We start from the raw sequence: 26,320 nt of genomic DNA, 5'->3' as shown, positions 1-26,320 counted from the left end.
TGCGTCACATCACATCCAAGAGTATGTCAGACTTTTTGACTTACTACCTAAATGTTACGAACGTCACACGTTGCGCTCGTCACTCGCTAAGCATCGGTGGTGACCCTGCGCCGTTCCCGCAGCAACGCTTCCAGCAACTCCGCCACGTGCACAGGCGCCTCCACCCGATACTGGGCCTGGGTGAAATCCAAGCCCACCTTGATGCCGACGTCGTCGCCCATCAGCCGGCCCAACGCATCCTCATCGGTGACATCGTCACCAGCGAACAGGATGGCCGTCGCTCCGGTCGCCTGACGCAGGAACTCCACAGCCTCACCCTTGGAGGCATGGACGACGGACGTCTCCAGAACCCGCTTCCCCGTCTTCAGGTAGACACCGGGGTGCTCCCGGAGCACCCGCATCGCGGCCTCGACGGCGTCATCCGCAACGTCGTCGTCGGCCATCCTCGTGTGGAGGACGACGCCGGCGGGTTTGTCCTCGAGCAGCGTCCCCGGAGCGATGTTCACGATCTCCGAAAGAACCTCACGCACCGCTGCCAGCTTCAGCCGCTGATCTTCGTCCAGTTCCAGGCCCAAAGATCCCTCACCCAGCCAGACCTCGGCACCGTGGCTGCCGATCAGCAGCGTATCCGCCGGGGGCGAGGCGACCAGCCGCAGGCTGTCCAGTGCGCGGCCCGAGATGAGTGCCGTCGTCGTACGCGGAAGTTGGGCGAGGGCCTCCAGCGCCGCGGCGGACCGGGGCAGGGGGCGTGCGTCCTCCGCGCGGTCGACGATAGGGGACAGGGTGCCGTCGAAATCCAGGGCAACCAGAAGGTGCTCCGTGCCGGAAATGCGCCGGACGGCATCCAGCAGTTCCGGTGACAGGGAAAGGTTCTCAGCTGTCATCACGCACCACCTTTTCCTCCAAGGCAGCCAGGAACTCAGCTGACCAATGATCCACGTCGTGGTCCAGGATCTGCTTGCGCATCAGCTTCATGCGGCGGCGGGCTTCCTTGGGCGGGAGATTCACAGCGCGCAGGATGGCCGACTTCAGGCCGTCGATGTCGTGCGGGTTGATCAGGAGCGCTTGCTTGAGTTGGTCGGCGGCGCCGGCGAACTCGCTGAGAACCAACGCGCCATCGTCCTCCGAACGGGCCGTGACATACTCCTTAGCCACCAGGTTCATGCCATCACGCAGGGCCGTTACGAGCATGACATCCGCGGCGAGGTACAGCGCCACCATTTCCTCCACCGGATAGCTGTGGTGCAGGTAGCGGACGGCCGTGTTCTGGATGGTGTCGTACGTGCCGTTGATATGGCCAACAGTGCCTTCGATCTCCTCGCGCAGGAGCCTGTACTGTTCCACGCGTTCGCGGCTGGGGCTCGCCACCTGAATCAGGGTGGCGTCCTCTACCTTGATGCTGCCCTCGCGAAGAAGTTCCTCGAAGGCCTTGAGACGGTGGCCGATGCCCTTGGTGTAATCCAGTCGGTCAACACCCAGCAGGATGGTCTTGGGATCTCCCAGGTCCTTGCGGATCTGCTTGGCCCGCTCGATGATGTCCGGCCTGGCGGCCAGCTCGCGGATCTGGTCAACGTCGATGGAAATGGGAAAGGCCTGCGCCCGCGCGATGTGCGTAACTTCGCCATCCGGGCCCTTCACGTGAACCTGCTGCTGCTTGACGCTGGCACCCAGGAAGCGCCGGGCAGAGCGCATGAAGTTACCGGCGTCGCTGGGGCGCTGGAAGCCCAGAAGGTCAGCGCCCAGCAAGCCGTCAATAATCTCCCGGCGCCAAGGGAGCTGCGCGAAGATCTCCGGGGGAGGGAAGGGAATGTGGTTGAAGAAGCCGATCTTCAGGTCAGGCCTGGCCTCGCGGAGCATTCGCGGAACCAACTGGAGCTGGTAGTCCTGGACCCACACAGTGGCGCCTTCGGCGGCATGGCGAATGATGGCGTCGGCAAACTTCTTATTGACCTGGCGGTACGAATCCCACCACGTACGGTGGAACTCCGGCGGTGCGATCACGTCGTGGTAAAGCGGCCAGATGGTCGCGTTGGAGAAGCCCTCGTAGTACAGCTCCACTTCGTGGCTGCTGAGCTGGACCGGGACGAGGTCCATGCCTTCGTGGCTGAAGGGACGCACCGTCTCGTCGGGCGCTCCATGCCAACCCACCCACGCGCCGTCGGACTTTGTCATCATCGGCGCGAGCGCCGTGACCAGGCCCCCGGGTGAACGACGCCAGCCGTCGCCGCCGTCGTCGTTTCCGTCGCTGCTGCACCTGTCAACGGGCAGCCTGTTGGAAACCACCATGAAATCGAACTTGCTCGCCGTGGGCTTCTTTGTTGGAGAAGCCTTGGTGCCCTGTCCGGTACTGAGTTTTTCGCTTGCCGGTTCCTGCATTAACGCTCCCTGGGGTTGCTGTGACTCAACTCCCAGCCTACTAGCGGAATCTTCCTCGGCAGTTGATCGTTCAACAACCGGGTCAATGGGTATGGGAAAACCTTCAAGTTTGCTCCCGTAAACTGGGCCCGTTGCCCTAGCTATGCACTATGACGTCGAATACCCCGAGGAACTGATGAGCCCCGCAAACGAACCACGCCTGTCCAAGGCCGAAAAGACCGCCCAGGCGCGGGAGAAAGCGCGCGCAATCCGCGAAGAGCAGCTGAAGAAGGAGAAGCGCAACAAGCTTCTTGTCGGCTGGGGCATCGTGGTGGCCGTGGTGGTCATCATCGGGATAATCGCGGCTGTGGTTATTGGCAATCGTGAGGTCTCCGTGGCCGATCAGGGTCCGACGCCGGCCAACGGCAACGTGCACGGTGGCATAACGCTGCTGGCCAACACTGAAGTCCTGAAAACGGAACCTGCCACCGTCAACGTGGCTGATGTTCCCGCTCCTCCCGCCACCAAGCCGGCTACGGTAACGGTTCCGGCCGGCGAAGCCGAGGCCGGCAAGCCCGTCAAGGTTGTTGCCTACATCGACTTCATTTGCCCGGTCTGCAAGCAGTTCGAGAGCACTTACGGGGAGTCCCTCACCAGCCTCCGCAACGAAGGCAAGATTTCCGTCGAGTACCGCGCCCTGGGCTTCCTGGACCGCCAGTCCACCACCAACTACTCTTCCCGCGCAGCCAACGCTGCTGCCTGCGTAGTGAACTCATCCCCCGAGAAGTACGCGGAATTCTTCAACCTGCTCTTCGAACGCCAGCCGGCTGAAGGCGGAGCGGGCATCTCCGACAACGACCTCAAGAAAATGGCCACCGAAATCGGTGCGGCCAACATCGACTCCTGCATCGACAGCAAGCAGTTCCGTCCGTGGGTGAAGGTTGCCACGCAGGAAGCTGCAGCGATCGGCGTCACCGGTACGCCCACCGTGTTCATCGACGGCAAGCAGTGGGACGGCCGGACCGACCTGAACGCCGAGATCCAGACGGCAATTGACGCCAAGGGCTAACCTTCGCGGAATGCACGACGGCGGCCGGTCACCCCTGCGGGTGGCCGGCCGCTGTTGCTTGGGAGCGGCTAATTTCGTTGACGGGGATGGTCTGGGCTAACCTTATCTAGCGCTCTTTCGCGCTTTGCTTCGGGTAACCGGAGCGCGCCTCCTTAGCTCAGTTGGCCAGAGCACCGCTCTTGTAAAGCGGGGGTCGTCGGTTCGAATCCGACAGGGGGCTCCACCACCCCTCCCTTCCGGCGATTTTGTCCGGAGCGGAGGGGTTTTTCGTGTCGGAAATGCAGGGCACTACACGTTGACAACACGCTTTCAAGAAGCCAGACGACACCAGCGGGCTCCTGGGCTGCATAGAGGGAGCCATGCAGCCAGGCAACAAGACCTTGGGACTGCCATTGACCGGAACAACCCTGCCAAGGGCACAACCGTGGTCGTTGTGACGATTCTCTGGCTTGTTCTGGGGCAGTTCATCGGACCAAAACTCCAGGCCCGGAGGACCGAGGTCCAGAACCCCGAAGCTTGAGCGCCTCTAACCGGCAATGGCTTCTGACTGGTCTTGCTCTCTCAGACGTCGATAATCAGCCTGCCATCCCGTTAGTGGGTCACTTTGCGGGGCTCCAAGCCCTTTGCCGCTTCGGCGACGTCGGCCAGCGCCCGATACCCGAGATTTGCTGCGTTGGACATGGAGATGACGTTGATGGTCTTCATCGAGCAGCTCTCGCCACGATGACTTTGCGGAGCTGGTCAGCTGCCTCTTGGATGTCGACAGCGTCCCCGGCCATGACGTCCCGGAGCGTGATCAGCGGGTCGGCCAAGGGGATCCCATCCGAGTGGTGCACCAGGGACGCGGTGGCCCACAGGGTGAAGTCTTCAGGGACGGTGGTGATAAGCGTTGCTTCCTCCGGAGTCGCGGGGGCGAAGCCGGCATCGGTGAAATCCACAGCTTCATGGACGTAGACGACGGCGCTGTCCGGCAACCGCCAGGGCGCGTAAAAGTCCGCCGCAGCGTCCCCGGAGACCAGAGGGGATGCGCCCAGCGCAGTGGCGTATTCGGCGGCCTTCTTGGCTTGCTCGGCAGCGGAATCCAGCCCATACCAATAAGACGTCACGCCCCGGGGCCCGGGGTAGCTGGCCAGCAACGATGTGATGATGGCGTCAACGTCGTGGGCGTGCCAGCCCCACTGATCGCGGTCGACAAAAGCCCCCAGCGTTTTCAGGTGCTTGTTCACCGCCGGCTGGCTAATGCCGGCCGCTGCTGCGAGCTCCTGCTGCGTTTGCGGCCCATCTGCGAGGGCCAAGGCGCGCAGCAATGCCCACCGGCCCCACGGCGCCCGCCCGTGGGTCTTCTCAACGGCTTCGGGCTTATGGCGTGGTTCCAGGCGCTGAACACCGCCAATGATGACTGAGACCGGAGCGATGGTAATCAGGTCAACCTTGTCCTGGAGAGCCGCTTCGGTGAGTCGCTCGGTTGGGCGGAACGTGACAATCAGCGTCCGAGTCTCCCGTTCAAGGATGGCCCGCAGCTTACTGGGCGTCGGGGGAGTGGCCGCCAGCTGCACCTTCACTTCCCGGACGCTGCTGTCCGGGAGCGTCAAAGACAGTGCATCGAGGTTGCCGCCCGTGATCCGCACGTCCGCTTCGCCCAACAGCAACATCGCCTGCGAGAGGATCAGGTCCCGTTCCATTTCGTTCATCCATAACCTAGGTTGCGTTGTCAAATAACAACAGCCGGGAAAACCTAACTTAGGTTATAAGCGTTCAAACAAAGCACGGCAATGCTGGCCTCTCTGGCCAGAGCATGGCGGGGCCGGCCACATGCAGCTCTTTTACCGGCACAACGTTCGGAATTACGCATGGTCAATGGTGAAGGGCTTGATGTGGCAGCATGCTGTCGGGGCGTTTAGCCTCGCCCGTTCAGAAGGGGCCCCCATAATGTCACCGCATCAGACGCCGGCCCGAGTTCCCGATGCTGACCGCTATCAGGGGCGGGACAGCCATGCGCCGTACTGTGGGAGTCTCGCTCATGAGCTCAGCCTTGCTTGCCGTTCCCGAGGTAGCTGTGAGTTCAGGATGAACGAATGGGTTGGAGTTGCCACCCTTACTTGGGCGGCCCGGGCAACAATCGCCCCGTTTTGATCTGCCAATTCTGACGGCAATCCTGAAGCCAGGTCGCGCTGCATCGATGACGTCGTCGAAGGGTCGAAGACGTCAGTGTAGACCGAGAAGACTTCCTCCACGTCCTCCCTCGTAAACGTGACGCCGTAGGCATGAGCTACCGAGGCGACCTCAACGATGCCATCACGGACCATTGACCGGGTCTCGGGATGCGTGCGGGTCACCCCGACGGGGTCTCCTGAGACGGCGCCTACCCCGCCATAGGAAGCGATCAGGGCGATCTTCTTCCAGAGCGCGCGTTGGACGTCCTGGGCAAGGGTCGCTGTGACGGAGCTTTCGTTGATGGCATCGACCACCCTCTCGGCGATGCCGGTGTCTGCGCCGACCTCATCGAAGAGTCCGGCGCTGAGGATGGCTTCTCCGCCGATAAGCTCAACAGCCAGTGGGGCCGTGCGCTTGACGATGACAACGCAGGTTGTGGCGATGACCGGGGAGGCAGGGAAGATGCGCCGGGCGACTTCGGGGGCCTCTATGCCGTTTTGAAGTGTGACCAGCGGGGTCCCGTTGCTGATCTTGCCCTGCAGCTCAAGAAGGGCGTCCTCGACCTGCCAGGCTTTGGTGGCAATCAGGACAACGTCGACATCCACCGGGTCTATCTCAGAAACCACACTTACCCCGGATATGGTTTCTGTTCGACCTCCGGTGAACAGGTGCAGTTTGGCGTCCTGGGTGGATGACCGGGCTTTCAGCACTACGCTGTGGCCGGCCTGGGCCAGGCGTGCGGAGAAGTACAAACCCATGCCTCCGGCGCCGTAAACAAGGATGTTCACGGCCTCAACCTCTCATGCTGGCCGGAGCGGATTTCAGTAGCTCCAGCCCCCTTCATGCAAAGCTCAAGCTTGTCGTCATTGTTGGCGCTGAAGGGGGCGCGTTCGCCGGCATCACGGATGGCTTCGTGGGAGCTGGCCTTGATCGAGAAGTCGTTGTACCGGGGTTTATGTGTGCTCGGAAACTGGAGCATGGGTCGCCTATCGCTCGAAGGAGAAAGGTGTGGCCTCGAGAGAAATCCGGCTATTTCGAAACCCATGCCGATGTTTGCACGGCCCTCGTGGCTTATCAAGCCGGACGACCGGTTCTTGGACAGCTTTCGTGACTTCCTGCGGATTGCACGTCGGTCACAATCCGGCGGATGTCCAGGTGGCGTTCTTGCGCCTTCCGAGTCCGCCTCTGGATCAAGGGGCGGGCAGCTTGCTATCGGACTCGAATGCCCACATGGGTTGCCTGCGGTCTGCCACTGACCGGTGGTGTGCTCGGCCCAGTGCGTGGCCCTGCGGACGGCTTCGGTCCCGAGCAGCCAGCACAGCACGGCGGCGGTCAGACAAATCACCACGACGACAGCTCCGGTGATGCCCCGGAAGGTGTTGCGGGGCCGGGCGAGCACCGAGTAATCGGACACCAAGGCTGCCAATGCCGGCACGGCGACTGACACAGCCATGGCCGTTCGGCGGAACGGGATCTGGTCCCTGTAGTACGCAGCGGAGTGCTGGCCGGCAGCAAGATAGCCGCCTAAGCACGGGTTAGTACCAGCACGATTATGGCGGCACCGATCAGAATGGCGCCGGCGCCAACTACCGCCAGCATTCCTTGGCTCGGTCGGGCCGCAACCCTGTGTCCTACCTTGCCGAAGGTGGATCGCTGCGCTCCGGACATGAACTTGGTCAGGGAGGCACGGTTGATGATCATCAGGACCCCGATGATCACTCCAATGCCTCCGACTACCCCAATCAGAATTTTCTCCACAGATCCTCATACTCCCAGGGCGCACCAAGTGAAACACCACGAACCAACGAGCCTACGCAACAACTACCGCTGCTATGGCCTCCGTGCTATTTGCCAGCGAGTTCGGTGGGCCGGTGCGGAGGGTCTTGGTGATGGAGAGCTTGCTGTTTTCTACCCCCCGGAGTCTCACGTTTCCCCCTAAGAGTTACGTTGTGATGGGCGACATTGCCCTCAGGCATCACGACGGTAGCCCGGGGAAGAGACCAAGGACTTGAATTGAGATGAACAGGACGAATCGAAGCTGTCAGGGGGACAAATGATGCTGCGTGGCGGCCTCGTGCGCGATGAGTTCCGGCGTCGTCCATTGGTGGCGCTGACTGCGTTGATAGGTGTTGCTTGCATCATCGTGGCGCTGGTTTTGCCGTTTATTTGACGGACAGTTTTCCCTTCAGGCCGCTTTCGGTCAGCTTGGCGCTGGCCGGTGCGGGGGTCTTGGCGGCCGGCCTCTGCGCCAGCTGTTTTCTGGCAAGGGGAACGAGGCGTCGGGAGTTCACCTTCATCGGGTCCGGGATGCTGGGAATGGCCCATGTTGGTCATTGGAGCTCTGACGCTAATGGAGACCAACACTCCTGTGTAAACCCCCGCGACGGGTGCATCACGCCACCGCGCGTCGCGACTTGTCAGAGTAGCCAGAAGGACTGCACTGCCCCATGAGTGACGACCGCGAGGCGGAGGTGGCGCGGGGACAACGGCTCCGCAGATCCAAGACAAAGCAGTCCAGCTTGTGTTTTGCTTCTTGCGGACTTCGGCTCAGAGACCAGGAGAAGAGAAGATGGCAGAACCACAACCACTGAACATCACCTTCGTCGCCCAGCTCGGCAAAGTCCGGCCTGGTGACACGTGGACTTGTGTCCAGCTACCCGATTCAGCGAAGATCTTTGGAACCCGTGGACTGGTCAAAGTGTCCGGCACCGTAGACGGGCACCCGTTTACTGGAGCCTTCATGGCGCTGGGAGACGGCACGCACAAACTCCCGGTGGCTGCTCCTGTCCGCAAAGCCATCGGGAAGGACGACGGTGACACAGTAGAAGTTCACCTCACTCGGCGCCTGAACTGACAAGGTCATCCCGCTCAGATCAACTTCGGCAGACTCAACAAAGACCATGCCGACCCGCGGCGACCGTACCTCTCTTAGAGATCCTTCAGCGGTCGCAGCTCCTTGTCCTTGAAGGTCTCAGGACGATCGCGCGGATTCGAGTCGGCGTCGAGGAACAGCCGGTAGTAACATACCCGAGCGCTGCCGTTGGCTTGGATGATGTTGATTCCGGCGAGGACCGCAGCGGCCGGTGCGACGTTCAGCAGAGCGCCGTGCGCGCGGCTATCCGCGGGGCACCACCCCGGCCTTCCGGCGCAGTTGCATCAGCCCGGCGACGGTCAGCCCGGCAGTGAGTGCAAGGGCGGCCACCCAGAGGGTGAGGCCTGCGAGGTCGTGGATGGCCATTTGGGGGAGCCTCCGATCAGGCACGGCCACGACGCCGATGAACGCGCCGACGAGTCCGAAGTAGCTGCCGGTCATGAAGCGCTGGTGGGCCCGGATGTTGCCCTTACTGACGGCCCACAAGCCCATCGTCAGGGTGCAGAACGTCAGAACGGAAAGCGCGTGGAGCCAATTGAACCCGCCATCGATGGTCCGGATCCCGAACGAGGTGACCACGACGACGTACATGGCAACCGCCCAGATGCGGCCCAGAATCTTGTGCGCTGCGCTCCCTTTATTGCGGCGGAGCAGGTTCACGGCGCCGAATATCAGGGCGTAGCCCGCTGCGATGGCGTGCAGAGCGATGAGGAAGGTCCACGGCGAAGGCATACGGCCAGCGTACTGGGCGGTGGCTGCTTGTTTCCGTATGTGTCAGCTCCGGAACTGTGGCAGCAGCGACGAAGCGCTGATTTATTGCGGCGAGGAGTCAGCCTGTCTGGTTGACCTTGGATGCGGCAGCATTCGCTTTGACGTACATGCGCATCAGAAGTCCCACCAACATCGCCGTAAAGCCAAGGCCAATGAGGAAGATCCACGGCACGCTGGCACCTCGAATCTTCTCGTAGCACTCCTTAACCGCGGCGAATACGATCCCGTTTCAGAGCTTTTGGAAGAAATGAAGGTAGACAGAACAGCGGTGCGGACCCGACGGCTCTGAACCGACCGCACAATGACGCCGGACGTGGGTGGGCTAGCGGGTACTTTCCTTGCGCTTTTTGACCCTTCGAATGATGAGCCACACTAAGAGCGCAGCCAGTCCTGCATAAACGGCGTAGTTGAGAAATCGGGAGTACTGGTCCACCAAATGATATTGCTTGCCGAGCAGTGCGCCCGCTCCAATGAGCAGTGCGTTCCACAGACCGGTTCCCGCGACAGTGAAGACGCTGAAGGTCGCCAGGTTCATGCGTTCGGCACCTGCCGGGAGGGAAATGAGGCTGCGCACGCCGGGTAGCAGCCGACCGAAGAAGATCGCTGATTTGCCGTGACGTTCAAACCATTCGGCGGCCTTCTCGAAATCTTCCCGATCGACCAGCGGCAGCTTTGACAGTAGCTTTATTGACCGTTCCAAACCCACCTTGTATCCCAGCCAGTACAGGAGCATCGCTCCGGCGTAAGCCCCGAGCGTGCTGGTGACAAACACCAGGATCAGGTTCATGCTTCCCTGCTGGGTAAGGAATCCAGCCAGTGGGAGGATCACCTCGCTGGGGATAGGTGGGAATACAGTCTCCAGAAGCGTCAGCAAGCCCACGCCCCATTCACCGAGGGCTTCGATTACCTGCGCGGCGATACCGACAATCCCGGTCAATTCATCGGCTGCAGCAGTCGCCTTAAGAAAACTGATCAGGTCGATCTCCTTTCTTAAGCGACGCCCCACAGAGGCCTGAAGCGCAAGCTGCCGGTTCCAAAGGGAAGCCCAGTGATGGGGGACCACTGGGCTTCCACCTCAACGCTATTCCTATCCAAGCCCTCGGGCAACAAGCAATGACAACAGGTCTCTAGGCGGGCGAATGAACGGCAACGGAGCCGCGCTCAACCGCCGGGCAAGCGATCTTCACAGCGGACTCGAGAGGCGCGGCATCCAGGCCCAACAGCATCCGAACACCCGCAGCGCCTAGTTCGTAGTGGGGCAGTGACACTGTTGAAAGCGGGGGCCGGAGGTGGGCGGCGATGACTTCCTGGTTGTCGAAACCCACCACGGCCATGTCCTCCGGGATGGAGAGGCCGTTTTCCCGCAGGCCGTCGTAAAGCCCCATGGCCATACGGTCGTTGTAGCAGTACACGGCGCCAACCCCAAGCTCGAGCAAATCCTGCGTGGCGCCGTAGCCGCCTTCCTGATCCGGGTACGCTTCGAGCACCAAATCGGGATCAAACGGTATTCCAGCGGCTTCGAGTGCGTCCTTATAGCCCTGGAGTCGACCGTCCTTGGCGGGTGCGGGGGTGGTGGTGTTGATGAACGCGATGCGCCGGTGGCCGCTGCGGAGCAGGATGTCCGTGGCGGACTGTCCACCTTGCGCTTCGTCCGGCACCACGGCGCGTGCCGTCCCGGCCTCGGGGGAGAAACAGTTCACCAGGACGAAATCCGCCTCGCGAAGGGTTTCCGGGACATCGGTGGGTCGGTGGAACCACGTTGAGTACAGGATGCCGCGGACCTTGTATTCCAGCATCATGGCGATCGCATCTTTTTCGAGGTCCTGATTGCCTTCGGTATTGGCGATCAGCAAGGCGTAACCGTGTTTCCACGCTTCGTCTTGCGCGCCATGGATGATCTGGCCTGCGAAGGGCGTGGTGGCGACGCCGTCGGCCACCAACCCGATGAACTTCGAGGTTCCACTGACCAGTGTTTTGGCCATGGCATTTGGACGGTAGCCCAGTTGAGCAATTGCCTCAGTGACCCGCTGACGTGTCTCGTCTGCAATGCGCGCGTTCTTCTTTTTGTTGATGACCAGGGAGACCGTGGCAGTGGAAACCCCCGCTAGTTCAGCGACTTCGCGGAGGGTCACCGGATGGGCGCGGCCCACTGCGGCATGAACGATGGGGGCGGCCGCGTTGCCCGAATTTTTCTCCTGCGAAATCATCTGTCCTCCTTCTGGAGTATATCCGCCTGCCATGGCGGTCATCCCTTCGTCGCCCCGCTTTCCAAGCCCTGGATCATGGCCTTGTTCAGAACCAGGAAGACCAGGAGCAGCGGAGTGATGGTCACGCACACGGCCGCAAAGGTGGCTGTCCAATCCACTTTGCCCATGGCCCCGATGTAGTTCTGCAGGCCCAAGGGAATCGTCTTCAAGTCCTCGGAGAGAACAAAAGTGTTGGCGAAGATGAAGTCGTTCCAAATGAAGATGCTGTTCACCAGGACAACGGTGACCACGGTGTTGAGTGAGAGCGGCAGGGTGATCAGACCAAAAATCCTGTAAGGTCCGGCGCCGTCCAAGGATGCGGCTTCGTAGGTTTCCCGCGGAATGTATTCGAAGAAGGAGGAGAACAGGTAAATGGACATGGGCAGGGCGAAACCGGCCAAGGGGATAATCATTGACTGATAGGTGTCCAGCAGGTTCACGGCGGAGTAGTCGATGAACAGCGGGACCAAAGCGATCTGAACCGGAACAATGATCCCGATCAGGAACAGGGCACGGACGAAGCGGCTCAGCCGGAATCCCAGAACCTGTATGGCGTATGCAGCCATCATGCCGAACAACACTATGAGGATGTTGGCACCCATGGTGACAATGAAGCTGTTCAGGATATTCCGGCCCAGGTCTCCCGTTTCGAAGGCTCTGGCATAGTTTTCCCACGTCAGCGAGCTCGGAAGAGCGAACGGATCGCCGGTTGCGAAGTCGTGTTCTGTCCGCAGGCTGGTAAGGAACAGCCAGGCGAGCGGGTAGACCTGGACGATGACGATGAGCATGATCAGTACCCGCGAGAGTGTCAGGTACAGGCTTGGCTTGCGCCGCCGTCGCTGACGAACCGGCGAGGGCGGAGTCGAAGCGCGCGGGGTAGACGGGGCTGTCTGGGTGATCATGAATCTGCCTTCCGCTTGAGCATGAACAAGATGAGGCCGACGGCGACGAGGCACTCGATCACGATGAAGACGGAGATGGTACTTGCGTAGCCGAAGTCCGTGCTGGTGAAGGCTGTCTTGTACATGTAGGTGGTGAGCAGCTCGGAGGACTGCCCAGGGCCACCGTTGGTCATGAGGTACGGGATGTCGAAACCGCGCAAGCCGTAGGTGGTGGCCATGATGGTGGTAGTAATCCACACGGGACGTATATAAGGGAACCGGATCTTGGTGAAGAGGGTCCACTTCGAGGCGCCGTCCAGGACAGCTGCTTCTTCGAGTTCCTTGGGAACCGCGATCAGGGCGGCGTAAATGATGAGCATGTACAGCCCTGTAAACCGCCAGCCTTCGGGGGCGGATACGGCGGCCAGCACCGTGTTCACATCGGAGAGCCAGGCCCGTTCGAAGGAACCCAAACCTATCCAATGCAGCAGCTGGTTCAACAGGCCCACTGGGTCAATGGAGTAGATACGGACAAAGAGGAAAGCAATTGCCACGGTGGAGATCACAGCTGGCAGCAAGTAGAGGGTTTTGATGAGTTCCCGGCCCCGGCGAAGTGACGTGAGGAGACTGGCTACAACCAGTGCTCCGCCGAGCTGCAGCACCAGGCAGATGGCCAGGTAGAGGAGCGCGTTGAAGAAGGACCTCCAGAAAATGTCGTCCGCGGTGAGCATCCGGACATAGTTGGCGAGCCCTACGAACTCCATCTCGCTGATGCCGTTCCAGGAGAAGAAGCTCAGGAACAACGACTGAAGAATCGGGAAGAGTACGGCTGCGCAGTAGAGCAGCAGGGGTGGAAGCAGGAAAACCAGGACCGAGGTTCTTGACCTGTTGGGTAGCATGGTGGGCCTTTCGGGCGGGGGCCTTGGGAGCCCCCGCCGCTTCGGTTTACTTGAAGAACTTGGGGGCGTTCTGCTTGATGGCGTCGTCCATGGTCTTGGTGAACTGTTCGGGCGTAATGTTGCCCTGGACCAGTAGGACGAGTTCCTGTTGCAGCCGGCCGTTGGTGGTGGGGTCCAGCTGGGTATCCCACGGCATGGCTTGCTTGCCCCCAAGGGTGTCGGCCGTTTCGAGAGCCTTCTTGTACAGCGGAGTCGCGTTCGCCGGGATGGCCGTTTGTACGTTGGTGGTGGGAGAAAGGGCCCCGGTGGCAGCGTATTCAGCCGGGTACTTCTCCAAGGCGAACTTCAGGAAGTCGCTCACCAACGGATCGTAGGTCTTCGAATTCACTGCCATGCCAATGCCGGAGGGTGAGACGAACTCGTTGGCAGATGTCACCGAACCTTCAGTGGTGGGCAAGGTGAAGAAATCGATGTCGTCGCGGACGTCAGGATTGAGTTTGTCGGTGGCGAGGCTGGGAAGTTCCCACGTGCCGATGTTGTACATGGCGGCCTGTCCCGAGGTGAACTGGTTCTGCGCGTCAGAATATCCTTGGGCGGAGAAGCCCTCTTGGAAGCACTTCGCCTTGCCAAGGTCAGCCATCCAGTTCACAGTCTTCTGGCCGGCTTCATCCGAGAAGGATGCCTCGCCCTTCTTTAGCTTCTGGACGAAGTCGGGCCCCGCTTCACGGAACGGCTGGTACGCGACGTAGCGTTCCAGCGGCCACTGGTCCTGTCCGTCGATGGCGATCGGGGTGATCCCGGCATTCCGCAAGGCAGTGCACATGGCGGGGATGTCATCGAGAGACTTTGGCACGGAAACGCCGGCCTTTTCCATCAGGGCCTTGTTGTACCAGATGAACTCGAGTTCGAACTGGAACGGGATCATGTACAGGGAGCCGTCGTCGAAGCGCTGGTAGTCAAGTGCGCCGGGCCGGTAGTCGTCGTAGACGTTTAGTGATTTCAGGAGCTTGTCGGCGTCCACCATTTTGCCTTGCTTGGCCAGCTCCTGGGCGAAGGGGGTGGCATCCGTATCGAACAGTTCCGGCAACTTGTTGGCCGCGGCCAGGGTTTCGAGTTTTTGAATGTAGGAGGGCCGGTCCGGGGTGGTGATGAGATTCAGTGCGAAGCCAGGGTGGTCCTTGGCGTAGTCGTCTGCGAGCTTCTTCATGATGTTGATGACAGCTCCGTCGGCGGGCCTGGAGAGCAACCAGGAAATTTCGCGGGGCTTGATCTCTCCGGTGGGGCTGACGTTGGAGGGGTCGCTGGCGGCTCCTCCGCCGGCGCATGCTGTCAAAGCCAGGGCAGCTACGGCTGCGACGGCGGCAGCACGGAATAATTTGTTCATTGCGGCAATCTCCCTTGATTGGAACAGAGGTTGGGGATGGGATGAATATTCAGTGGTCGGTGCGTTGACGTACTTCAAGTTCGGTGACAGTGGCTGATCCTTCGCCCGCGAAGAGGCCGATCCTCCCAGCTGTCAGGTCGTAGATCCTGGTGCTGAGCGCAACCTGACGGTCGACGACGGCGACGCAAATGTCGCCGTCGACGATGACCTCAAGCGTGTGCTCGCCAGGGGTGAGGTCGCAGGGCCGCTCGAGTTCGACGTCGAACGGGACGTCCCCGGAGACGTGCCACTGCGCGTCGCCGGTGATGGTACGAGGCCAGCGGTCAAAGACGAGCCGTCCCCGCTTGGGTTCCAGGCGCAGGACGTAAGAATGGTCGCCGTCGTGGCTTGAGCGCAGCAGCAGCCCGCATTCGGTGGTGTCAGGGGCGATGTCCAGCACCGCTTTGGCGTAAAACTGCTGGGGCAGTTCCTCGTCGGAGACTATCGCTGTGTAACCGTCCGGGACGTGGAGCCGAGCCGGCAACGAACCGGTCAGGGGCACGGAGACGTCGTCCCAGAAGCTCTCCACGAGCTCATCTGCGAACGAGAACCCCAGCGTCCCGTCCGGATTTTGGCGCGCTTCCAGCACGGACATGGTTCCTGCCCATTGCCAAGCGCCCTGATCGGCGTTGCCTTCCTTGCTGGCAATCCATCCGAAGAAGAAGCGCCGCCCGTCACGTTCGGCGGTTTTTGAGGCATAGAAGGCGCGGCCGTCGATGCTGTCCAGCGCCGGCACAGTCCACGGCCCGTCGGGACTCTTGGCCATGCGGTATCGGGTGGTGAACGATTCCGAGAATTCGGAGTACACCATGTACCACCAGTCGCCCCATTGGAAGACGTCCGGGCATTCATGGGTGATGTAGCGGCGTGGATCCCAGAAGGGTTCGGTGTGCTGCCAGGTCATCAGGTCAGTGGACACGCACTGTGCGATGACGCCGCGGCGCCGTTCCGGTCCTTCGGAGTGCCTGGCCGCGAGGAGCATTCTCCACTGGTTCTTGCTGTCGTCCCAGAACACGAAGGGGTCGCGCCAGTCGCCGGATTCGTAGCCGTCCGGGGCGCCGAACGTGAGCTCCGGGTGTTTTTGCCAAGTTCGCATGCCATCCGTGCTCGTGGCATGCATGACCAATTGCCGGGGCATGCCGTCGGGGCCGACGTTTCGCGGGTTCTGGCCGGTGTAGAACAGGTGATGGACGCCGGCTGCGTCCGCAAGGACGCTGCCCGTGTAGGCGTTGAAGTCCAGGTCGCTTTCACTGCCGTGGCTCAACGAAACGCCGTGGTCCTCAAACTGCGTGAGGTCTTTTGTGGTGACGAGATTCCAAGAGGTGCCTGGTTTCGGGTCTGAGCGGTCTTCGTGAAGGTAGAAGAGCCAGAACTCCCCGTCCTTCTCGAAAGGGATAAGGTCGCCAACCCATCCGTGGGTGGGTTGGAAGAAGACTGAGCGTTTCATCGGCGCTGATGTCCATTCTGCTAAAGCGTTTGATCACTGAAAGTTAGCGTGTATTTCCGATTCATTCAAGCGTTTTAGCAAAATCTATTCCTCGTAATTTTGATAATGCTAAAACGCTTGACCAGCAAGACTTCGTGCCGCTAGGGTCCTGCATAGCTTCGGCTTCCCCCACTGAATGACCCTCGGCGCGCTGTTGCGCCGAACCTTGAGAGGAACGAATCAATGACGTACGACATCTCTCGACGCACTGCACTACAAGGTGCAAGCGCTGGCGCCATCGCGCTGTTCTTGTGCAACGCCGCCCCCGTAGCCGCGCACGCCCAGACATCACTTCGGGCTGTTTACCACATGACTCCGCCTTCCGGCTGGCTGTGTGATCCGCAACGTCCAGTCCATACCAACGGCGCGTACCAGCTCTACTACCTCCACTCCAGCCAGAACAACGGGCCGGGTGGATGGGATCACGCAACTACCGGTGACGGCGTCGCCTTCACTCATCACGGTGAGGTCATGCCCTTGCAGCCCGACTTCCCGGTGTGGTCGGGATCGGCGGTAGTGGACATCGCGAACACCGCTGGTTTCGGTGCCGGGACCGTAGTCGCACTGGCTACTCAGCCAACTGGCGGCATTCGAAAGTTCCAGGAGCAGTACCTGTACTGGTCAACCGACGGCGGTTACACGTTCTCCGCCCTCCCGGACCCGGTAATCGTGAACACAGACGGACGATCTGCCGCCACCCAGGCTGAGATTGAGAACGCAGAGTGGTTCCGAGACCCGAAGATCCACTGGGACGGAGCGCGTAATGAGTGGGTGTGTGTGATCGGACGGGCTCGGTACGCAGCGTTTTACACCTCCGCAAACCTGCGGGACTGGAACTGGAAATCCAACTTCGATTACCCGAACCACGCCCTGGGAGGCATTGAATGTCCTGATCTTTTTGAGATGACCGCAGGCGACGGCACGCGGCATTGGGTGTTTGGTGCGAGCATGGATGCATACGGCGTCGATCTGCCTATGACCTTTGCCTATTGGACGGGTACTTGGAACGGCGCGGCGTTCATTGCTGATGACTTAACTCCGCAGTGGCTCGATTGGGGATGGGACTGGTACGCCGCCGTGACTTGGCCCTCCGTCGAGGCCCCCGAAACGAAGCGTCTGGCGATCGCTTGGATGAACAACTGGAAGTACGCCGCCCGCGACGTACCCACAGATGCCTCCGACGGTTACAACGGGCAGAACTCCATGACGCGTGAACTTCGGTTGGAGCGTCAATCCGGAGGTTGGTACAGCTTGCTGAGCTCCCCGGTCGGCGCGCTGCAGGGTTATGTCACCGCCACTACGACCCTGCCCGACCGCACGGTTAACGGCAGTCTGGTACTGCCATGGAACGGGCGCGCTTACGAACTGGAGGTCCACATTTCATGGAACCTGGCCGCTAACGTCGGGGTATCTGTTGGCCGTTCCCCGGACGGATCCCGACATACCAATATCGGCAAATACGGCGATGAGTTATACGTCGACCGTGCGCCTTCAGACCAAGATGGGTACACGCTGGTGCCGTACACTCGGGCCGCAGCCCCTATCGACGCCAACGCCCGGTCAGTCCATCTACGCATCTTCGTGGACACGCAGAGCGTTGAGGTGTTTGTGAACTCGGGGCACACTGTAATTTCACAGCAGGTTCACTTCGCGGACGGCGATAGCGGCATCTCACTCTATGCGGACGGTGGCCCTGCGAACTTCTCCGGAATCACCATCCGGGAGTTTGGCAATCCGCTGTAGCCGGGCTGTAGCCTGCGGCCGCATGGCTAAGCGCCGTGTGGCCGCGCGTGGGCGTGGTGCCCCGAGCGGACCTTCAGTGAGGATGGCCGAAACCGGTGGACGGCGCGCGGCTCACGCCTGGGGCGGCGGGGGTGGTGTGCTCTGGGCTTGTGCTCGTCCTCGGCGCGCGACGAGGGAAGGAGGGCCAAGGGCAGGATGGTGGCACCGAGCCAGACGACCACACCGATGAGCACTAAAAGGATGGCTGACGTGGGCTCCATGGAATAAGCATAGGCACAACTGCCACCGTTTATAAGTAGCCTGATTACCTTCTCTGGGGGCAGTATTCTTGACAACCCGGGCGTTGCCACCACACTGATCTCATGTACAGGAACAGCCGCGTTTCCGCCCAGTTTTCGGTGTCCCTCGATGGATTTATCGCCCGGGAAGACGACGGAATCGGGCCGTTGTTCGATTGGTATGAAGCCGGAAATGTTGAAACCTGGATGCCCGGCCATCCCGTGCCGTTTCACCTCAGCGAAGCTGATGCCGCCTACTGGAACTCGCTTCCAAGGGAGGGTGCATTCATCTCCGGCAGGCGTATCTTCGATATGACTAAGGGATGGGGCGGACATCCGCCCAATGAGTCACCCACCGTTGTCCTGACGCACCGGGAACCCCCGGCGGATTGGCCACCGGTCCGGCGGGACGGCAAGCCGGTGCCGTTCGAATTCGTCGGCGACCTGGACTCAGCTCTGGAACGCGCGGCCGACCTCGCGGAGGGCAAGGAGATAGGCGTCGCGGGCGCGGACGTTGTGCAGCAGTGCTTGCGCCGCGGTGTGATTGACGAACTCCGTGTAGACCTGGTGCCTGTCCTCCTCGGAAGCGGTATTCGCTGGTTCGAGCACCTGGAAACGGACATCGTGCTGGACGATCCCGTGATCGTTCCGGGAACACGCGTCACCCACCTGAGCTATCAGGTGCGGTCCCGGGATCCGCGCTAACTTCACCCGGGGTTATCCACAACCGGGTAAACAGCGTACGACGGCGGAGCCTCGCCCGCGCTAGGCTGGTCACCTCGGCTGATGCAAGTGGCCGCAGGAACCACAACGCGGAGCCACACTTTAATGTCCGATAACCTTGCCCTGACCGCCCTGGCGGCCTCTTCCTTTTCCTTGCCTGAGCTACGAGAGGGCCAGCTCGCTGGCATGACCGCCCTCGTCGAGAGGCGTGATGTCCTGGCCGTTATGCCCACCGGTTACGGAAAATCTGCTACCTACCAAGTCGCAGCGCTGTACCTTCACAACAAAACGGGCCGACCCGCCGTCGTGGTTTCTCCTCTTATTGCCTTGCAGGAAGATCAACTGGACGGGTTGGCAGAGCACCTGGGTGAGGGAGCCGCCGTCGCCATCAATTCTTCCCGCAGCGATGCGGAGGTGGAGGCAGCCTGGCAGGCCGTAGAGTCCGGCCAAGCAGCTTTCCTGTTCCTCGCCCCCGAGCAACTGTCCAAGCGGGAAACCGTGGAGCGCATCGCCAATCTGGACATCACCATGTTCGTAGTGGACGAGGCACATTGCGTATCTTCCTGGGGCCATGACTTCCGCCCGGATTACCTCGAGCTGGGCCACGTCCGCGAACACCTGGGTAACCCGCCGGTCATAGCCCTGACCGCAACCGCGTCCCCACCAGTGCGTGACGAAATCGTGAAGCGGCTGGGCATGACGGAACCGGTGGTTCTGGTTCGTGGCTTCGATCGCCCGAACATCAGCCTCGATGTTGTCCGGCATCAGGAGGACAAAGGCAAGCGAAAAGCTGTGATGGAACAGGTAGTCGCGCTTGCCAAGGCGGAGGGACTGGGACTGCTGTATGCCGCTACCCGCAAGGACACCGAAAAATACGCGGCCAAACTGACCGAGCATGGTCTCCGCGCCGAGGCCTACCACGCGGGGCGGGCGGACTCTGACCGGGAAAGTATCCACGAGAGATTCCTGGACGATCAACTGGACGTCGTGGTTGCCACTACAGCCTTTGGTATGGGCATAGACAAGCCCAATGTCCGCTTCGTGGGGCATGCGGATATTCCGGAGTCATTGGACTCCTACTACCAGGAAATCGGCCGCGCGGGCCGCGACGGCGAACCGGCCACCGCGATACTGCATTACCGTGCCGAAGACCTGGGGCTGCGTAAGTTCTTCGCCACCCATTCCCCGGACGCGGAGGCGCTCACAGCGGTGCTGAAAGTCATCAAGAACGCGGGCGCACCCGTCCCGAAAACCGCTTTGGTGGAGCTCACCGGCTTCCCCGCCCGCCGCGTCACCGCGCTGGTGAACCAGTTGGAGGAAGGCGGTGCCGTCACAACAGGCAAGCGCGGCACCCGGCTCAGTTCCAAAGCCAAGCTGACCACGCTGGTGGACCGCGCCGTCGAGCTGGCTGAGGCCCGGCAACGCGTTGACCAGTCCCGGCTCACCATGATGCGCGCGTACGCCGAGACGGATGCTTGCCGCCGTCAGTTCCTGCTTGGCTACTTTGGGGAGGACCTGCCGGAACCTTGCGGAAACTGTGATGCGTGCGCTGAAATTCACGACGACGCGGGGTCGGGTTCCGCCGGTCACCTCACCTCAACAGCCGAGAACCTGTTCCCGTTGCAGTCCACCGTGATCCACAAAGAGTGGGGTCCGGGTCTGGTGATGCGGCACGAGGACGACGTCATGACTGTTCTGTTCGAACAGGAGGGCTATAAGACGCTGTCCCGTGCCGCCGTCGTGGAGCATGAATTGCTGAAGCCCGCTTAGGTTCCCGTCGCGAACTGCCCGTCAGGTATTGAGTTCCAGCATGAGGGCGGGCAGTTCGTCGGCCAGCTCGCGGGCCAGGAATCCGAGCGGGCCGAGCTTGCTGGCCAGGCGGTCGGCAGCGGCGGCGTGAAGGTGCGTGCCCCAGCAAGCAGCTTGAGCGTCGCTGGTACCGCGCGCGCGGAGCCCCGCAATGGCGCCTGCCAAAACATCGCCGCTGCCGGACGTTCCCAGCCCGCCATAGCCGGTGGTGATCTTCCACAGCGTCGAGTCGTCTGCTGTTTCGGCGCCGGGTCCGGCGATGTATCCCTGACAACTCACCACCGCATCGAACCTGCGAGCGACCTCAGCTACATCAGCTCCAAGATCCCCTACATCCCTGCCCAGGAGTATTCCGGTCTCTGTGGGGTTCGGCGTGAGGATCAGCCGGCCACGCCACGGTTCCAGTACATCCTCAACCTTAACCAGTCCGCCCAAGGCAAAAGCGTCAAGAACGACGGCGGGACCTCCTTCAGTGCCGGGGGCAGCGTGGGACTCCTCCCGCTCCAACAGCGTTCGCAGCAGCGATTCCGCCAGTTCCAGATCGTCCAAGCCTGGCCCGATCAGCATGGCATCGGCGCGCTCCAGGTAGGACGAGATCCGGTCCAACCCCTCACCGGTTACGGACCCGCCGGCGTTCTCGGGCAGTCCAAGTGCGCCGCACTCCGGCAACGCGACTCCCACCTGCACTGCCACGGATTCGGCAACGGCCAAGGTAATTTTCCCGGCTCCTGCGCGAAGGGCTGAGATTCCGGCCAGCAAAGCCGCGCCAGGGGTCACACGTGCTCCACCGATGACCAGCACGGCACCGCGCGAGTACTTGTCATCTCCCGGTGCCGGCAGCGGCCAGTCACGCAGAAGCGACGGTGTCACCAGCGTGGGTGTGGTGGAGTCACTGGGGGTGGACACTGGCATCCCCGGCGTGCTCGGTGACAGTGACACCTTGTTCGGTGAGGTGGTCAGCCACGTTGAAGCTTTCCAGTTCCCAAGGCCCCGCACCCGAAGGGCGCACGTACCTTGTGATCGATGCATTCAGCACAGACGTTGTGGCTGCCAAGTCAAGAATTTCCTCCTCGGACATTCCTTCCAAGACGTAACGGACCAGCAGGATGACGGCGTCGTGGCAGACCAGCATCACCCGCTGCCCTGTTCCCAAAGTGTTGAGCTCATCCAGGATTGAGCGTATGCGGAGTGCAACATCGGCCCACGATTCGCCGCCAGGTGGCCGGTAGTACAGCTTGCCCAGCCATAGCCGCCTCTCGGCCTCGTCCGGATATCGGGTCTCCACGCCCAGGCGTGTCAACCGGTCCAAGATGCCCAGTTCGCGGTCGCGGAGACGCTCATCGGTGAGAACCTTCACGGGCCAGCCGGCCGTCTCAACTGCGATTTCCGCCGTCTGCAGGGCCCTCGCATAGGGGGAGGAAACAACAGCATCCGGCCGGAGTTCATCGGCGATCCGGGCCAGCGCCGTCCCCAATGCTTTGGCTTGGTCCTGTCCAGTGCCGGAGAGATTTACGTCAGGATCCCTGGCCGGAACATCTATGACCTCGGCTCCAGCCAAACGTGCCTCCGTTGCGGCCACGTTGCCTTCGCTCTCGCCGTGCCGGATCAGGAGCAGCTCGACGGCTCCCGCTTCCTGCACTGCGTCCGTCAGCCCGTCCTCGTTCACAAAGATCACCCTTCCGCGTGCGTTGCCGAATGCAGAACACTACCCACTGCGTACCCACAGGGCCAGAGGATAAACGCTCGACGGCAATCGCGAACCCCTGTTGCCCGGACTTGGAGTGAAGTAAGTTGCTCGCATGGAGGACTCATACCCAGTCATCATTGTCGGTGCCGGTTTCGCAGGCGTGGCAGCAGCCAAGGAGCTCGGGCGCAAGGGCGTTCGCGTCTTGCTGATCGATGCGAACAACTACCACCAGTTCCAGCCGCTCCTCTATCAAGTAGCAACATCGCAAATCGGAGTGTCAGCCATTGCCCGGCCACTGCGTTCCGTTTTCCGCCGCTTCAAAACGGTCAAGGTTCTGACGTCGAAGGTGGACTCCGTCAGCGCCGCCGAGCGAGCGGTCAGGACTGCTGATGGGCGAACCTTGCGGGCGGATATCCTGGTCATCGCGGTTGGGGCGGTCCCGAACTTCTTCAACACACCCGGTGCGGAAGATCATGCGTTCCCGCTGTATTCCGTCACGGATGCGACGAGGCTTGGGACCGGCCTCACCCGGTTGTTGGACCAGGCCGACAGAAACCCCGACGGGTCAGTGGATGTAGTGGTAGTAGGCGGCGGACCTACCGGAGTTGAAACGGCTGGAGCGATGGCCGAAAACGTCAAATACGTTGTGAGTAAGTACTTCTCGCGCGAGCTGGCAGCACGCTGCCGTGTGCATCTGGTGGATATGGTTCCCAGCGTCCTCAACATGTTTTCCAAGAAGTCCCAGAGCTATGCCACTGAGCACTTGAAGAAGGTGGGAGTTCAACTGCACATGGGTGTGGGCGTGACTGAGGTCCGGCACAACGGAGTGACTTTGGCCGACGGGAGCTCCGTGCCCGGACAGATCGTGGTGTGGGCCGGGGGACTCAAAGCGGGCGACCTCATTTCCGGATCCGGCCTTGCTCAGGGGAGAGGCGGACGAATAGATGTCCGTCCGGACCTGACTGCCCCGGACGCGGATGGCGTCTACGTCATTGGAGATGCAGCCAACATCACGGATTCAACGGGGGCAAAACTACCGCAGCTGGGTTCGGTGGCCCAACAGGCCGGGAAATGGGCGGCGAAGAACATTCTTGCGGACCTCAGCGGGGGCAGTCGAACGCCCTTCCGTTATGTGGACAAGGGCTACATGGCGATGGTGGGGCGTGGCGCCGCGGTGGCAGAGTTGGGTCGCAAGAGAATCCAGTTGCAGGGCATCCTTGCCTTCCTGTCCTGGCTGTTGGTACACCTCGCTCTATTGTCAGGGCTCCAGCAAAAAATCCGCGCCCTGTTCTCCTGGCTTAACGGCTACCTCCTCCACAGCCCTGCGCAGGTAGTGGTCAGCGGGCCGATGGAGAGGGAACCGACGGAGCAGGAACCGCCGGGGGCGTTGCCTTCAAAGGAGTCTTGACGAGGACTCATTTTTGTATTTCCTGTGAGCCAACAATGCGTGTGCAACAAGAAGCATGCCGGCGAGGGCAAACGGAAATACGTTGAAGGGGATGGCTAGCAGGATCAACAGCACTCCGACGGCGGCAGTCACGACGTCGCGGATACGGGGGTGAACAGGACCGCGTACAGGAACTCCGGATTCCAGTTGCCGAGCCAAGTCAGGGTCTTGGATGAAGAGCTCGCGCTCAAGCTGCTGAAGTACCTTGCGCTCCCTTTCTGAAAGTGGCATGGGAGTTCCTCCTAAGCGCTGCGGCTCCTTGATGCGGTTAGCGGGTCAACTGGTTTCCAGGTGAACCTGATGTCCAGCGACTCGATAAGCTAAGCATGCTTAGTATTCAGGCCGCAAGGAGAATTTTTGCTGCAGCAATGAGCTCGGCATTGCCGTCAGCTTGGATTCCTTCTGGGAGCACGAGCGTGTCCTCAAGGCCGATTCTGGTGTCCAATCCCCACCGGGCCGCAAGCTGCAGCGCAGCCCAGGCTGATCGGTCCTCACCATGGAGCAGGGCGGGCGGCTGGACGGCATGCTGGCTATCGGATTGTGCCTGGTCAGTCACCAGATCCAGGAGGCTCTTGGCTTCCGTTTCCACGTTCTCGGCCGGAATGTCTTGAATTTCCACCAGCACCCTCAAACATTTGCCCCGCAGCGGAGAGGAGGCCCACTGACGTGCCGCGTCGGCGTGCCAAATTCCGGCCTCTACGCCGATGCCGCGGGCGTGAAGGGCTTCAGCGACTTCCTCTGCGCCCTCCTCGTGCCAATTTACGGATGCGAAATCAGGAAGCTCGTGCCAGGACTCAATCATCCTCAACCGGGTTGGTGCATCCGGGGAGCTCCAAGCACCTGTTGTCACGCCCAATGGAGTGGCTGGGCAGGCCTTACGGAGAGCAGTCAGCCATGAGGCCAGGTAGTGAGGTTCCAGGGTGTCCTCACCCAGCGGATTCTTGGGGTGGAAGTGCAGAGTGTGGGCGCCGGCAGCCACTGACGCCGCTGCTTCGCGGGCAATGCCGGTCGGATCAGCTGTCAACCGATGGTGCTGTGAGACCTCTCGAGCCCCGTTGATACAAGCCTGTAGCATCACACGGCCCATGTTATGGCTTGCTCCCGGTGCGGCGGGAGACCCGGGGTGACTACCCAAGCTGGGAAGATAGCAGGAAGACCCCGAACAAGGAGCAACATCATGACACTCAAAGAACGCTTGAAAGCCGACGTCGTAGACCACATGAAAGCCGGCAACAAGATTGCCCTCACCACTGTCCGCAACGTGTTGGGCGAGATAACTACCCGCGAGAAGTCCGGAAAGACTCCCGTTGAGCTGGACGACGCCCAGGTGACATCGCTGCTCCAAAAGGAAGCTGCGAAGCGCCGGGACACAGCCCGCATTTACACGGAGGCCGGAGAAACAGACCGTGCAGCGGCCGAAGTCGCTGAGGCGGAGATCATCGAGGCCTACCTGCCAAAGGCCCTCACCCGCGAAGAAGTAGAGGCAATCGTGGACGAGGCAATTGAGGCCCTGAAGGCTGACGGGCAGGAACTTTCCATGCGCTCCATCGGAGCGGTCATGAAGCCCGTCACGGCCAAGGTTGCAGGACGTTTTGACGGCAAGACCGTCAGTGAGATCGTGCGCGGACGCCTGGCCTAAAGGCGCCCGCCATCCAAGCTTGGGGATCAGCGAGCTCAGCTGACCCCAAGCAGCCACCGCAAAGTGTCAGCATTCCGCACGGCGTTACCGCCGCCGTCGTTGTTGAAGTAGGCATAGACATCCTTGCCGGAACCGTCCCACTCCCGAATCCTGTCCGCCCACCATCGGAGATCGTCATCGGAGTATGAGCCACCGTAAAGGTGCTCGTGGTCCGGGCCGTGCAGGCGAATGTACACGAACGGTGCGGTGGCCCGGAGGATGCACGGCAGGTTGGCGCCACTCATAATGCAGTAGGCGGCTCCGTGGCGTTCAAGCAAGGCATAGATGTCCGGGTGGTCCCAACTGTCATGCCGAAACTCGACGGTGATGCGGATCCACTCCGGAAACGCGGACAGGAAATAGTCGAGTCGGGCGTCGTCCCGTTCAAATCCTGGTGGCAGCTGGACCACCAGGACCGCTCTTTTGTCGCCTAGTTCGTGCCAGCACCGGACGATCCGTTCCACCCAAACTTCCGGATCGTAGAGTTTCTTGCCGTGCGTGAGGCCCCGCGGTGCTTTCACCGACATGGCAAAGCCAGCCGGAAGCCGTACCCTCCAACTAGCGAACGACGTGTCGCGAGGCCAACGGTAGAAACTCGCATTCAGTTCCACCGTATTGAATCGTGCCGTGTAATGGGCCAGGCGCTTGGACGCCGGAAGGCCCGGGGGATACAGCACGTTCTCCCAATGGTCGTAGCTCCAGCCCGAGGTGCCGATGTGGATGCCCATGGTGTGGATACTAACGGGTTCCGGAGTGGGCTCTACGCCGGCTCCTCGAAGAATTCAGAATTTAATGAAAG

26 protein-coding genes and 1 tRNA gene are annotated in these 26,320 nt (G+C 61.2%); 8 read left to right on the top strand and 19 right to left on the bottom strand.

Features of this window, described 5'->3' with window-relative positions; genetic code table 11:
* Positions 1-86: 86 nt before the first annotated feature.
* Both otsB and AC1RJY_RS02790 read right to left on the bottom strand, forming a co-directional pair.
* Positions 87-884 carry a trehalose-phosphatase gene (otsB, locus tag AC1RJY_RS02795; RefSeq protein WP_014920859.1) on the bottom strand — a complete coding sequence of 266 codons (798 nt, stop codon included), beginning with the start codon at positions 882-884 and terminating at the stop codon, positions 87-89.
* Positions 874-2,376, bottom strand: coding sequence for an alpha,alpha-trehalose-phosphate synthase (UDP-forming) (locus tag AC1RJY_RS02790; protein ID WP_011773669.1), 1,503 nt, complete (start codon positions 2,374-2,376; stop codon positions 874-876). The genes otsB and AC1RJY_RS02790 overlap by 11 nt, the downstream gene beginning before the upstream one ends.
* A gap of 175 nt (positions 2,377-2,551) precedes the next feature.
* Between AC1RJY_RS02790 and AC1RJY_RS02785 the strand changes: the two genes are divergently transcribed.
* Both AC1RJY_RS02785 and AC1RJY_RS02780 read left to right on the top strand, forming a co-directional pair.
* Positions 2,552-3,424 (top strand): DsbA family protein, encoded by an 873-nt coding sequence (locus AC1RJY_RS02785; RefSeq protein WP_043469807.1) that lies wholly within the window; start codon positions 2,552-2,554, stop codon positions 3,422-3,424.
* Positions 3,425-3,570: 146 nt separating this feature from the next.
* A tRNA-Thr gene (locus AC1RJY_RS02780) sits at positions 3,571-3,647 on the top strand.
* Positions 3,648-4,125: 478 nt separating this feature from the next.
* Here the strand turns inward: AC1RJY_RS02780 and AC1RJY_RS02775 are convergent.
* From AC1RJY_RS02775 to AC1RJY_RS02760, 4 genes are all read right to left on the bottom strand, one after another.
* The gene (locus AC1RJY_RS02775; RefSeq protein ID WP_498601226.1) at positions 4,126-5,115 is read right to left on the bottom strand and encodes an ArsR family transcriptional regulator; all 990 of its coding nucleotides are present in this window, start codon (positions 5,113-5,115) and stop codon (positions 4,126-4,128) included.
* A 327-nt stretch (positions 5,116-5,442) separates the two neighbouring features.
* Positions 5,443-6,366 (bottom strand): ketopantoate reductase family protein, encoded by a 924-nt coding sequence (locus AC1RJY_RS02770; RefSeq protein WP_498601224.1) that lies wholly within the window; start codon positions 6,364-6,366, stop codon positions 5,443-5,445.
* On the bottom strand, positions 6,363-6,557 hold the full coding sequence (locus AC1RJY_RS02765; RefSeq protein WP_498601223.1) for a hypothetical protein: 195 nt from the start codon (positions 6,555-6,557) through the stop codon (positions 6,363-6,365). The genes AC1RJY_RS02770 and AC1RJY_RS02765 overlap by 4 nt, the downstream gene beginning before the upstream one ends.
* A 545-nt stretch (positions 6,558-7,102) precedes the next feature.
* On the bottom strand, positions 7,103-7,336 hold the full coding sequence (locus AC1RJY_RS02760; RefSeq protein ID WP_143711608.1) for a hypothetical protein: 234 nt from the start codon (positions 7,334-7,336) through the stop codon (positions 7,103-7,105).
* A gap of 811 nt (positions 7,337-8,147) precedes the next feature.
* On the opposite strand from AC1RJY_RS02760, the gene AC1RJY_RS02755 reads away from it, so the two are divergent.
* Entirely contained in the window at positions 8,148-8,432 is a 285-nt protein-coding gene (locus AC1RJY_RS02755) for a DUF1905 domain-containing protein (protein WP_210064523.1), read from the top strand.
* Positions 8,433-8,693: 261 nt separating this feature from the next.
* Here AC1RJY_RS02755 and AC1RJY_RS02750 read toward each other — a convergent pair whose 3' ends face one another.
* The 7 genes from AC1RJY_RS02750 to AC1RJY_RS02720 form a co-directional block, all read right to left on the bottom strand.
* Positions 8,694-9,182, bottom strand: a complete 489-nt coding sequence (locus AC1RJY_RS02750; protein ID WP_498601221.1) for a DUF2306 domain-containing protein — start codon at positions 9,180-9,182, stop codon at positions 8,694-8,696.
* Between the two features lie 361 nt (positions 9,183-9,543).
* Positions 9,544-10,284, bottom strand: a complete 741-nt coding sequence (locus AC1RJY_RS02745; protein ID WP_498601220.1) for a DedA family protein — start codon at positions 10,282-10,284, stop codon at positions 9,544-9,546.
* Between the two features lie 64 nt (positions 10,285-10,348).
* Positions 10,349-11,428 (bottom strand): LacI family DNA-binding transcriptional regulator, encoded by a 1,080-nt coding sequence (locus tag AC1RJY_RS02740; protein WP_498601219.1) that lies wholly within the window; start codon positions 11,426-11,428, stop codon positions 10,349-10,351.
* Between the two features lie 38 nt (positions 11,429-11,466).
* A complete protein-coding gene (locus tag AC1RJY_RS02735) occupies positions 11,467-12,369 on the bottom strand; it encodes a carbohydrate ABC transporter permease (protein ID WP_498601218.1) in 903 nt (300 codons plus the stop codon).
* A complete protein-coding gene (locus AC1RJY_RS02730; RefSeq protein WP_011773682.1) occupies positions 12,366-13,247 on the bottom strand; it encodes a carbohydrate ABC transporter permease in 882 nt (293 codons plus the stop codon). The genes AC1RJY_RS02735 and AC1RJY_RS02730 overlap by 4 nt, the downstream gene beginning before the upstream one ends.
* A gap of 46 nt (positions 13,248-13,293) precedes the next feature.
* Complete coding sequence (locus AC1RJY_RS02725; protein ID WP_498601216.1) at positions 13,294-14,631, bottom strand: ABC transporter substrate-binding protein; 1,338 nt, start codon at positions 14,629-14,631, stop codon at positions 13,294-13,296.
* 49 nt (positions 14,632-14,680) lie between these two features.
* Positions 14,681-16,117 carry a family 43 glycosylhydrolase gene (locus AC1RJY_RS02720; protein ID WP_498601214.1) on the bottom strand — a complete coding sequence of 479 codons (1,437 nt, stop codon included), beginning with the start codon at positions 16,115-16,117 and terminating at the stop codon, positions 14,681-14,683.
* A 222-nt stretch (positions 16,118-16,339) separates the two neighbouring features.
* On the opposite strand from AC1RJY_RS02720, the gene AC1RJY_RS02715 reads away from it, so the two are divergent.
* Positions 16,340-17,899 (top strand): glycoside hydrolase family 32 protein, encoded by a 1,560-nt coding sequence (locus AC1RJY_RS02715; protein WP_498601213.1) that lies wholly within the window; start codon positions 16,340-16,342, stop codon positions 17,897-17,899.
* A gap of 26 nt (positions 17,900-17,925) precedes the next feature.
* Here AC1RJY_RS02715 and AC1RJY_RS02710 read toward each other — a convergent pair whose 3' ends face one another.
* Positions 17,926-18,159, bottom strand: a complete 234-nt coding sequence (locus AC1RJY_RS02710; protein WP_143711609.1) for a hypothetical protein — start codon at positions 18,157-18,159, stop codon at positions 17,926-17,928.
* Between the two features lie 102 nt (positions 18,160-18,261).
* Between AC1RJY_RS02710 and AC1RJY_RS02705 the strand changes: the two genes are divergently transcribed.
* Both AC1RJY_RS02705 and AC1RJY_RS02700 read left to right on the top strand, forming a co-directional pair.
* The gene (locus AC1RJY_RS02705; protein WP_011773686.1) at positions 18,262-18,882 is read left to right on the top strand and encodes a dihydrofolate reductase family protein; all 621 of its coding nucleotides are present in this window, start codon (positions 18,262-18,264) and stop codon (positions 18,880-18,882) included.
* A 123-nt stretch (positions 18,883-19,005) separates the two neighbouring features.
* Positions 19,006-20,670, top strand: a complete 1,665-nt coding sequence (locus tag AC1RJY_RS02700) for a RecQ family ATP-dependent DNA helicase (RefSeq protein WP_498601211.1) — start codon at positions 19,006-19,008, stop codon at positions 20,668-20,670.
* A gap of 21 nt (positions 20,671-20,691) precedes the next feature.
* Here AC1RJY_RS02700 and AC1RJY_RS02695 read toward each other — a convergent pair whose 3' ends face one another.
* The gene (locus tag AC1RJY_RS02695; RefSeq protein WP_498601210.1) at positions 20,692-21,621 is read right to left on the bottom strand and encodes an NAD(P)H-hydrate dehydratase; all 930 of its coding nucleotides are present in this window, start codon (positions 21,619-21,621) and stop codon (positions 20,692-20,694) included.
* The gene (locus AC1RJY_RS02690; RefSeq protein ID WP_014920873.1) at positions 21,599-22,384 is read right to left on the bottom strand and encodes a histidine phosphatase family protein; all 786 of its coding nucleotides are present in this window, start codon (positions 22,382-22,384) and stop codon (positions 21,599-21,601) included. The genes AC1RJY_RS02695 and AC1RJY_RS02690 overlap by 23 nt, the downstream gene beginning before the upstream one ends.
* A 124-nt stretch (positions 22,385-22,508) precedes the next feature.
* Between AC1RJY_RS02690 and AC1RJY_RS02685 the strand changes: the two genes are divergently transcribed.
* The gene (locus tag AC1RJY_RS02685) at positions 22,509-23,804 is read left to right on the top strand and encodes an NAD(P)/FAD-dependent oxidoreductase (RefSeq protein ID WP_210064516.1); all 1,296 of its coding nucleotides are present in this window, start codon (positions 22,509-22,511) and stop codon (positions 23,802-23,804) included.
* Here AC1RJY_RS02685 and AC1RJY_RS02680 read toward each other — a convergent pair.
* Together AC1RJY_RS02680 and AC1RJY_RS02675 are read right to left on the bottom strand one after the other, a co-directional pair.
* On the bottom strand, positions 23,790-24,074 hold the full coding sequence (locus AC1RJY_RS02680; RefSeq protein ID WP_011773691.1) for a DUF3040 domain-containing protein: 285 nt from the start codon (positions 24,072-24,074) through the stop codon (positions 23,790-23,792). The two genes, AC1RJY_RS02685 and AC1RJY_RS02680, sit on opposite strands and share 15 nt — an antisense overlap.
* Positions 24,075-24,180: 106 nt before the next feature.
* A complete protein-coding gene (locus AC1RJY_RS02675; RefSeq protein WP_286176752.1) occupies positions 24,181-24,918 on the bottom strand; it encodes a 3-keto-5-aminohexanoate cleavage protein in 738 nt (245 codons plus the stop codon).
* A gap of 102 nt (positions 24,919-25,020) precedes the next feature.
* Between AC1RJY_RS02675 and AC1RJY_RS02670 the strand changes: the two genes are divergently transcribed.
* Positions 25,021-25,482 carry a GatB/YqeY domain-containing protein gene (locus AC1RJY_RS02670; protein WP_043805825.1) on the top strand — a complete coding sequence of 154 codons (462 nt, stop codon included), beginning with the start codon at positions 25,021-25,023 and terminating at the stop codon, positions 25,480-25,482.
* Positions 25,483-25,517: 35 nt separating this feature from the next.
* Here AC1RJY_RS02670 and AC1RJY_RS02665 read toward each other — a convergent pair whose 3' ends face one another.
* Positions 25,518-26,249 carry a DUF72 domain-containing protein gene (locus tag AC1RJY_RS02665; RefSeq protein ID WP_498601208.1) on the bottom strand — a complete coding sequence of 244 codons (732 nt, stop codon included), beginning with the start codon at positions 26,247-26,249 and terminating at the stop codon, positions 25,518-25,520.
* Between the last annotated feature and the right edge of the window lie 71 nt (positions 26,250-26,320).

The sequence above is a fragment of the Arthrobacter sp. GW822-FHT05G07 genome, assembly GCF_058799755.1.
The sequence above is the reverse complement of the archived record's forward strand: the minus strand, read 5'-3'. Positions and strand labels throughout refer to the sequence as shown.

Excerpts from the sequence above, each read along its gene's own strand:
- AC1RJY_RS02725 (WP_498601216.1), bottom strand. The coding sequence starts at position 14,631 with ATGAACAAATTATTCCGTGCTGCCGCCGTCGCAGCCGTAGCTGCCCTG.
- AC1RJY_RS02680 (WP_011773691.1), bottom strand. The coding sequence starts at position 24,074 with ATGCCACTTTCAGAAAGGGAGCGCAAGGTACTTCAGCAGCTTGAGCGC.
- AC1RJY_RS02750 (WP_498601221.1), bottom strand. The coding sequence starts at position 9,182 with ATGCCTTCGCCGTGGACCTTCCTCATCGCTCTGCACGCCATCGCAGCG.
- AC1RJY_RS02755 (WP_210064523.1), top strand. The coding sequence starts at position 8,148 with ATGGCAGAACCACAACCACTGAACATCACCTTCGTCGCCCAGCTCGGC.
- AC1RJY_RS02700 (WP_498601211.1), top strand. The coding sequence starts at position 19,006 with ATGTCCGATAACCTTGCCCTGACCGCCCTGGCGGCCTCTTCCTTTTCC.
- AC1RJY_RS02735 (WP_498601218.1), bottom strand. The coding sequence starts at position 12,369 with ATGATCACCCAGACAGCCCCGTCTACCCCGCGCGCTTCGACTCCGCCC.
- AC1RJY_RS02675 (WP_286176752.1), bottom strand. The coding sequence starts at position 24,918 with ATGCTACAGGCTTGTATCAACGGGGCTCGAGAGGTCTCACAGCACCAT.
- AC1RJY_RS02730 (WP_011773682.1), bottom strand. The coding sequence starts at position 13,247 with ATGCTACCCAACAGGTCAAGAACCTCGGTCCTGGTTTTCCTGCTTCCA.
- AC1RJY_RS02685 (WP_210064516.1), top strand. The coding sequence starts at position 22,509 with ATGGAGGACTCATACCCAGTCATCATTGTCGGTGCCGGTTTCGCAGGC.
- AC1RJY_RS02740 (WP_498601219.1), bottom strand. The coding sequence starts at position 11,428 with ATGATTTCGCAGGAGAAAAATTCGGGCAACGCGGCCGCCCCCATCGTT.
- AC1RJY_RS02705 (WP_011773686.1), top strand. The coding sequence starts at position 18,262 with ATGTACAGGAACAGCCGCGTTTCCGCCCAGTTTTCGGTGTCCCTCGAT.
- AC1RJY_RS02670 (WP_043805825.1), top strand. The coding sequence starts at position 25,021 with ATGACACTCAAAGAACGCTTGAAAGCCGACGTCGTAGACCACATGAAA.
- AC1RJY_RS02785 (WP_043469807.1), top strand. The coding sequence starts at position 2,552 with ATGAGCCCCGCAAACGAACCACGCCTGTCCAAGGCCGAAAAGACCGCC.
- AC1RJY_RS02765 (WP_498601223.1), bottom strand. The coding sequence starts at position 6,557 with ATGCTCCAGTTTCCGAGCACACATAAACCCCGGTACAACGACTTCTCG.
- AC1RJY_RS02720 (WP_498601214.1), bottom strand. The coding sequence starts at position 16,117 with ATGAAACGCTCAGTCTTCTTCCAACCCACCCACGGATGGGTTGGCGAC.
- AC1RJY_RS02695 (WP_498601210.1), bottom strand. The coding sequence starts at position 21,621 with ATGCCAGTGTCCACCCCCAGTGACTCCACCACACCCACGCTGGTGACA.
- AC1RJY_RS02710 (WP_143711609.1), bottom strand. The coding sequence starts at position 18,159 with ATGGAGCCCACGTCAGCCATCCTTTTAGTGCTCATCGGTGTGGTCGTC.
- AC1RJY_RS02790 (WP_011773669.1), bottom strand. The coding sequence starts at position 2,376 with ATGCAGGAACCGGCAAGCGAAAAACTCAGTACCGGACAGGGCACCAAG.
- AC1RJY_RS02665 (WP_498601208.1), bottom strand. The coding sequence starts at position 26,249 with ATGGGCATCCACATCGGCACCTCGGGCTGGAGCTACGACCATTGGGAG.
- AC1RJY_RS02715 (WP_498601213.1), top strand. The coding sequence starts at position 16,340 with ATGACGTACGACATCTCTCGACGCACTGCACTACAAGGTGCAAGCGCT.
- otsB (WP_014920859.1), bottom strand. The coding sequence starts at position 884 with ATGACAGCTGAGAACCTTTCCCTGTCACCGGAACTGCTGGATGCCGTC.
- AC1RJY_RS02775 (WP_498601226.1), bottom strand. The coding sequence starts at position 5,115 with ATGAACGAAATGGAACGGGACCTGATCCTCTCGCAGGCGATGTTGCTG.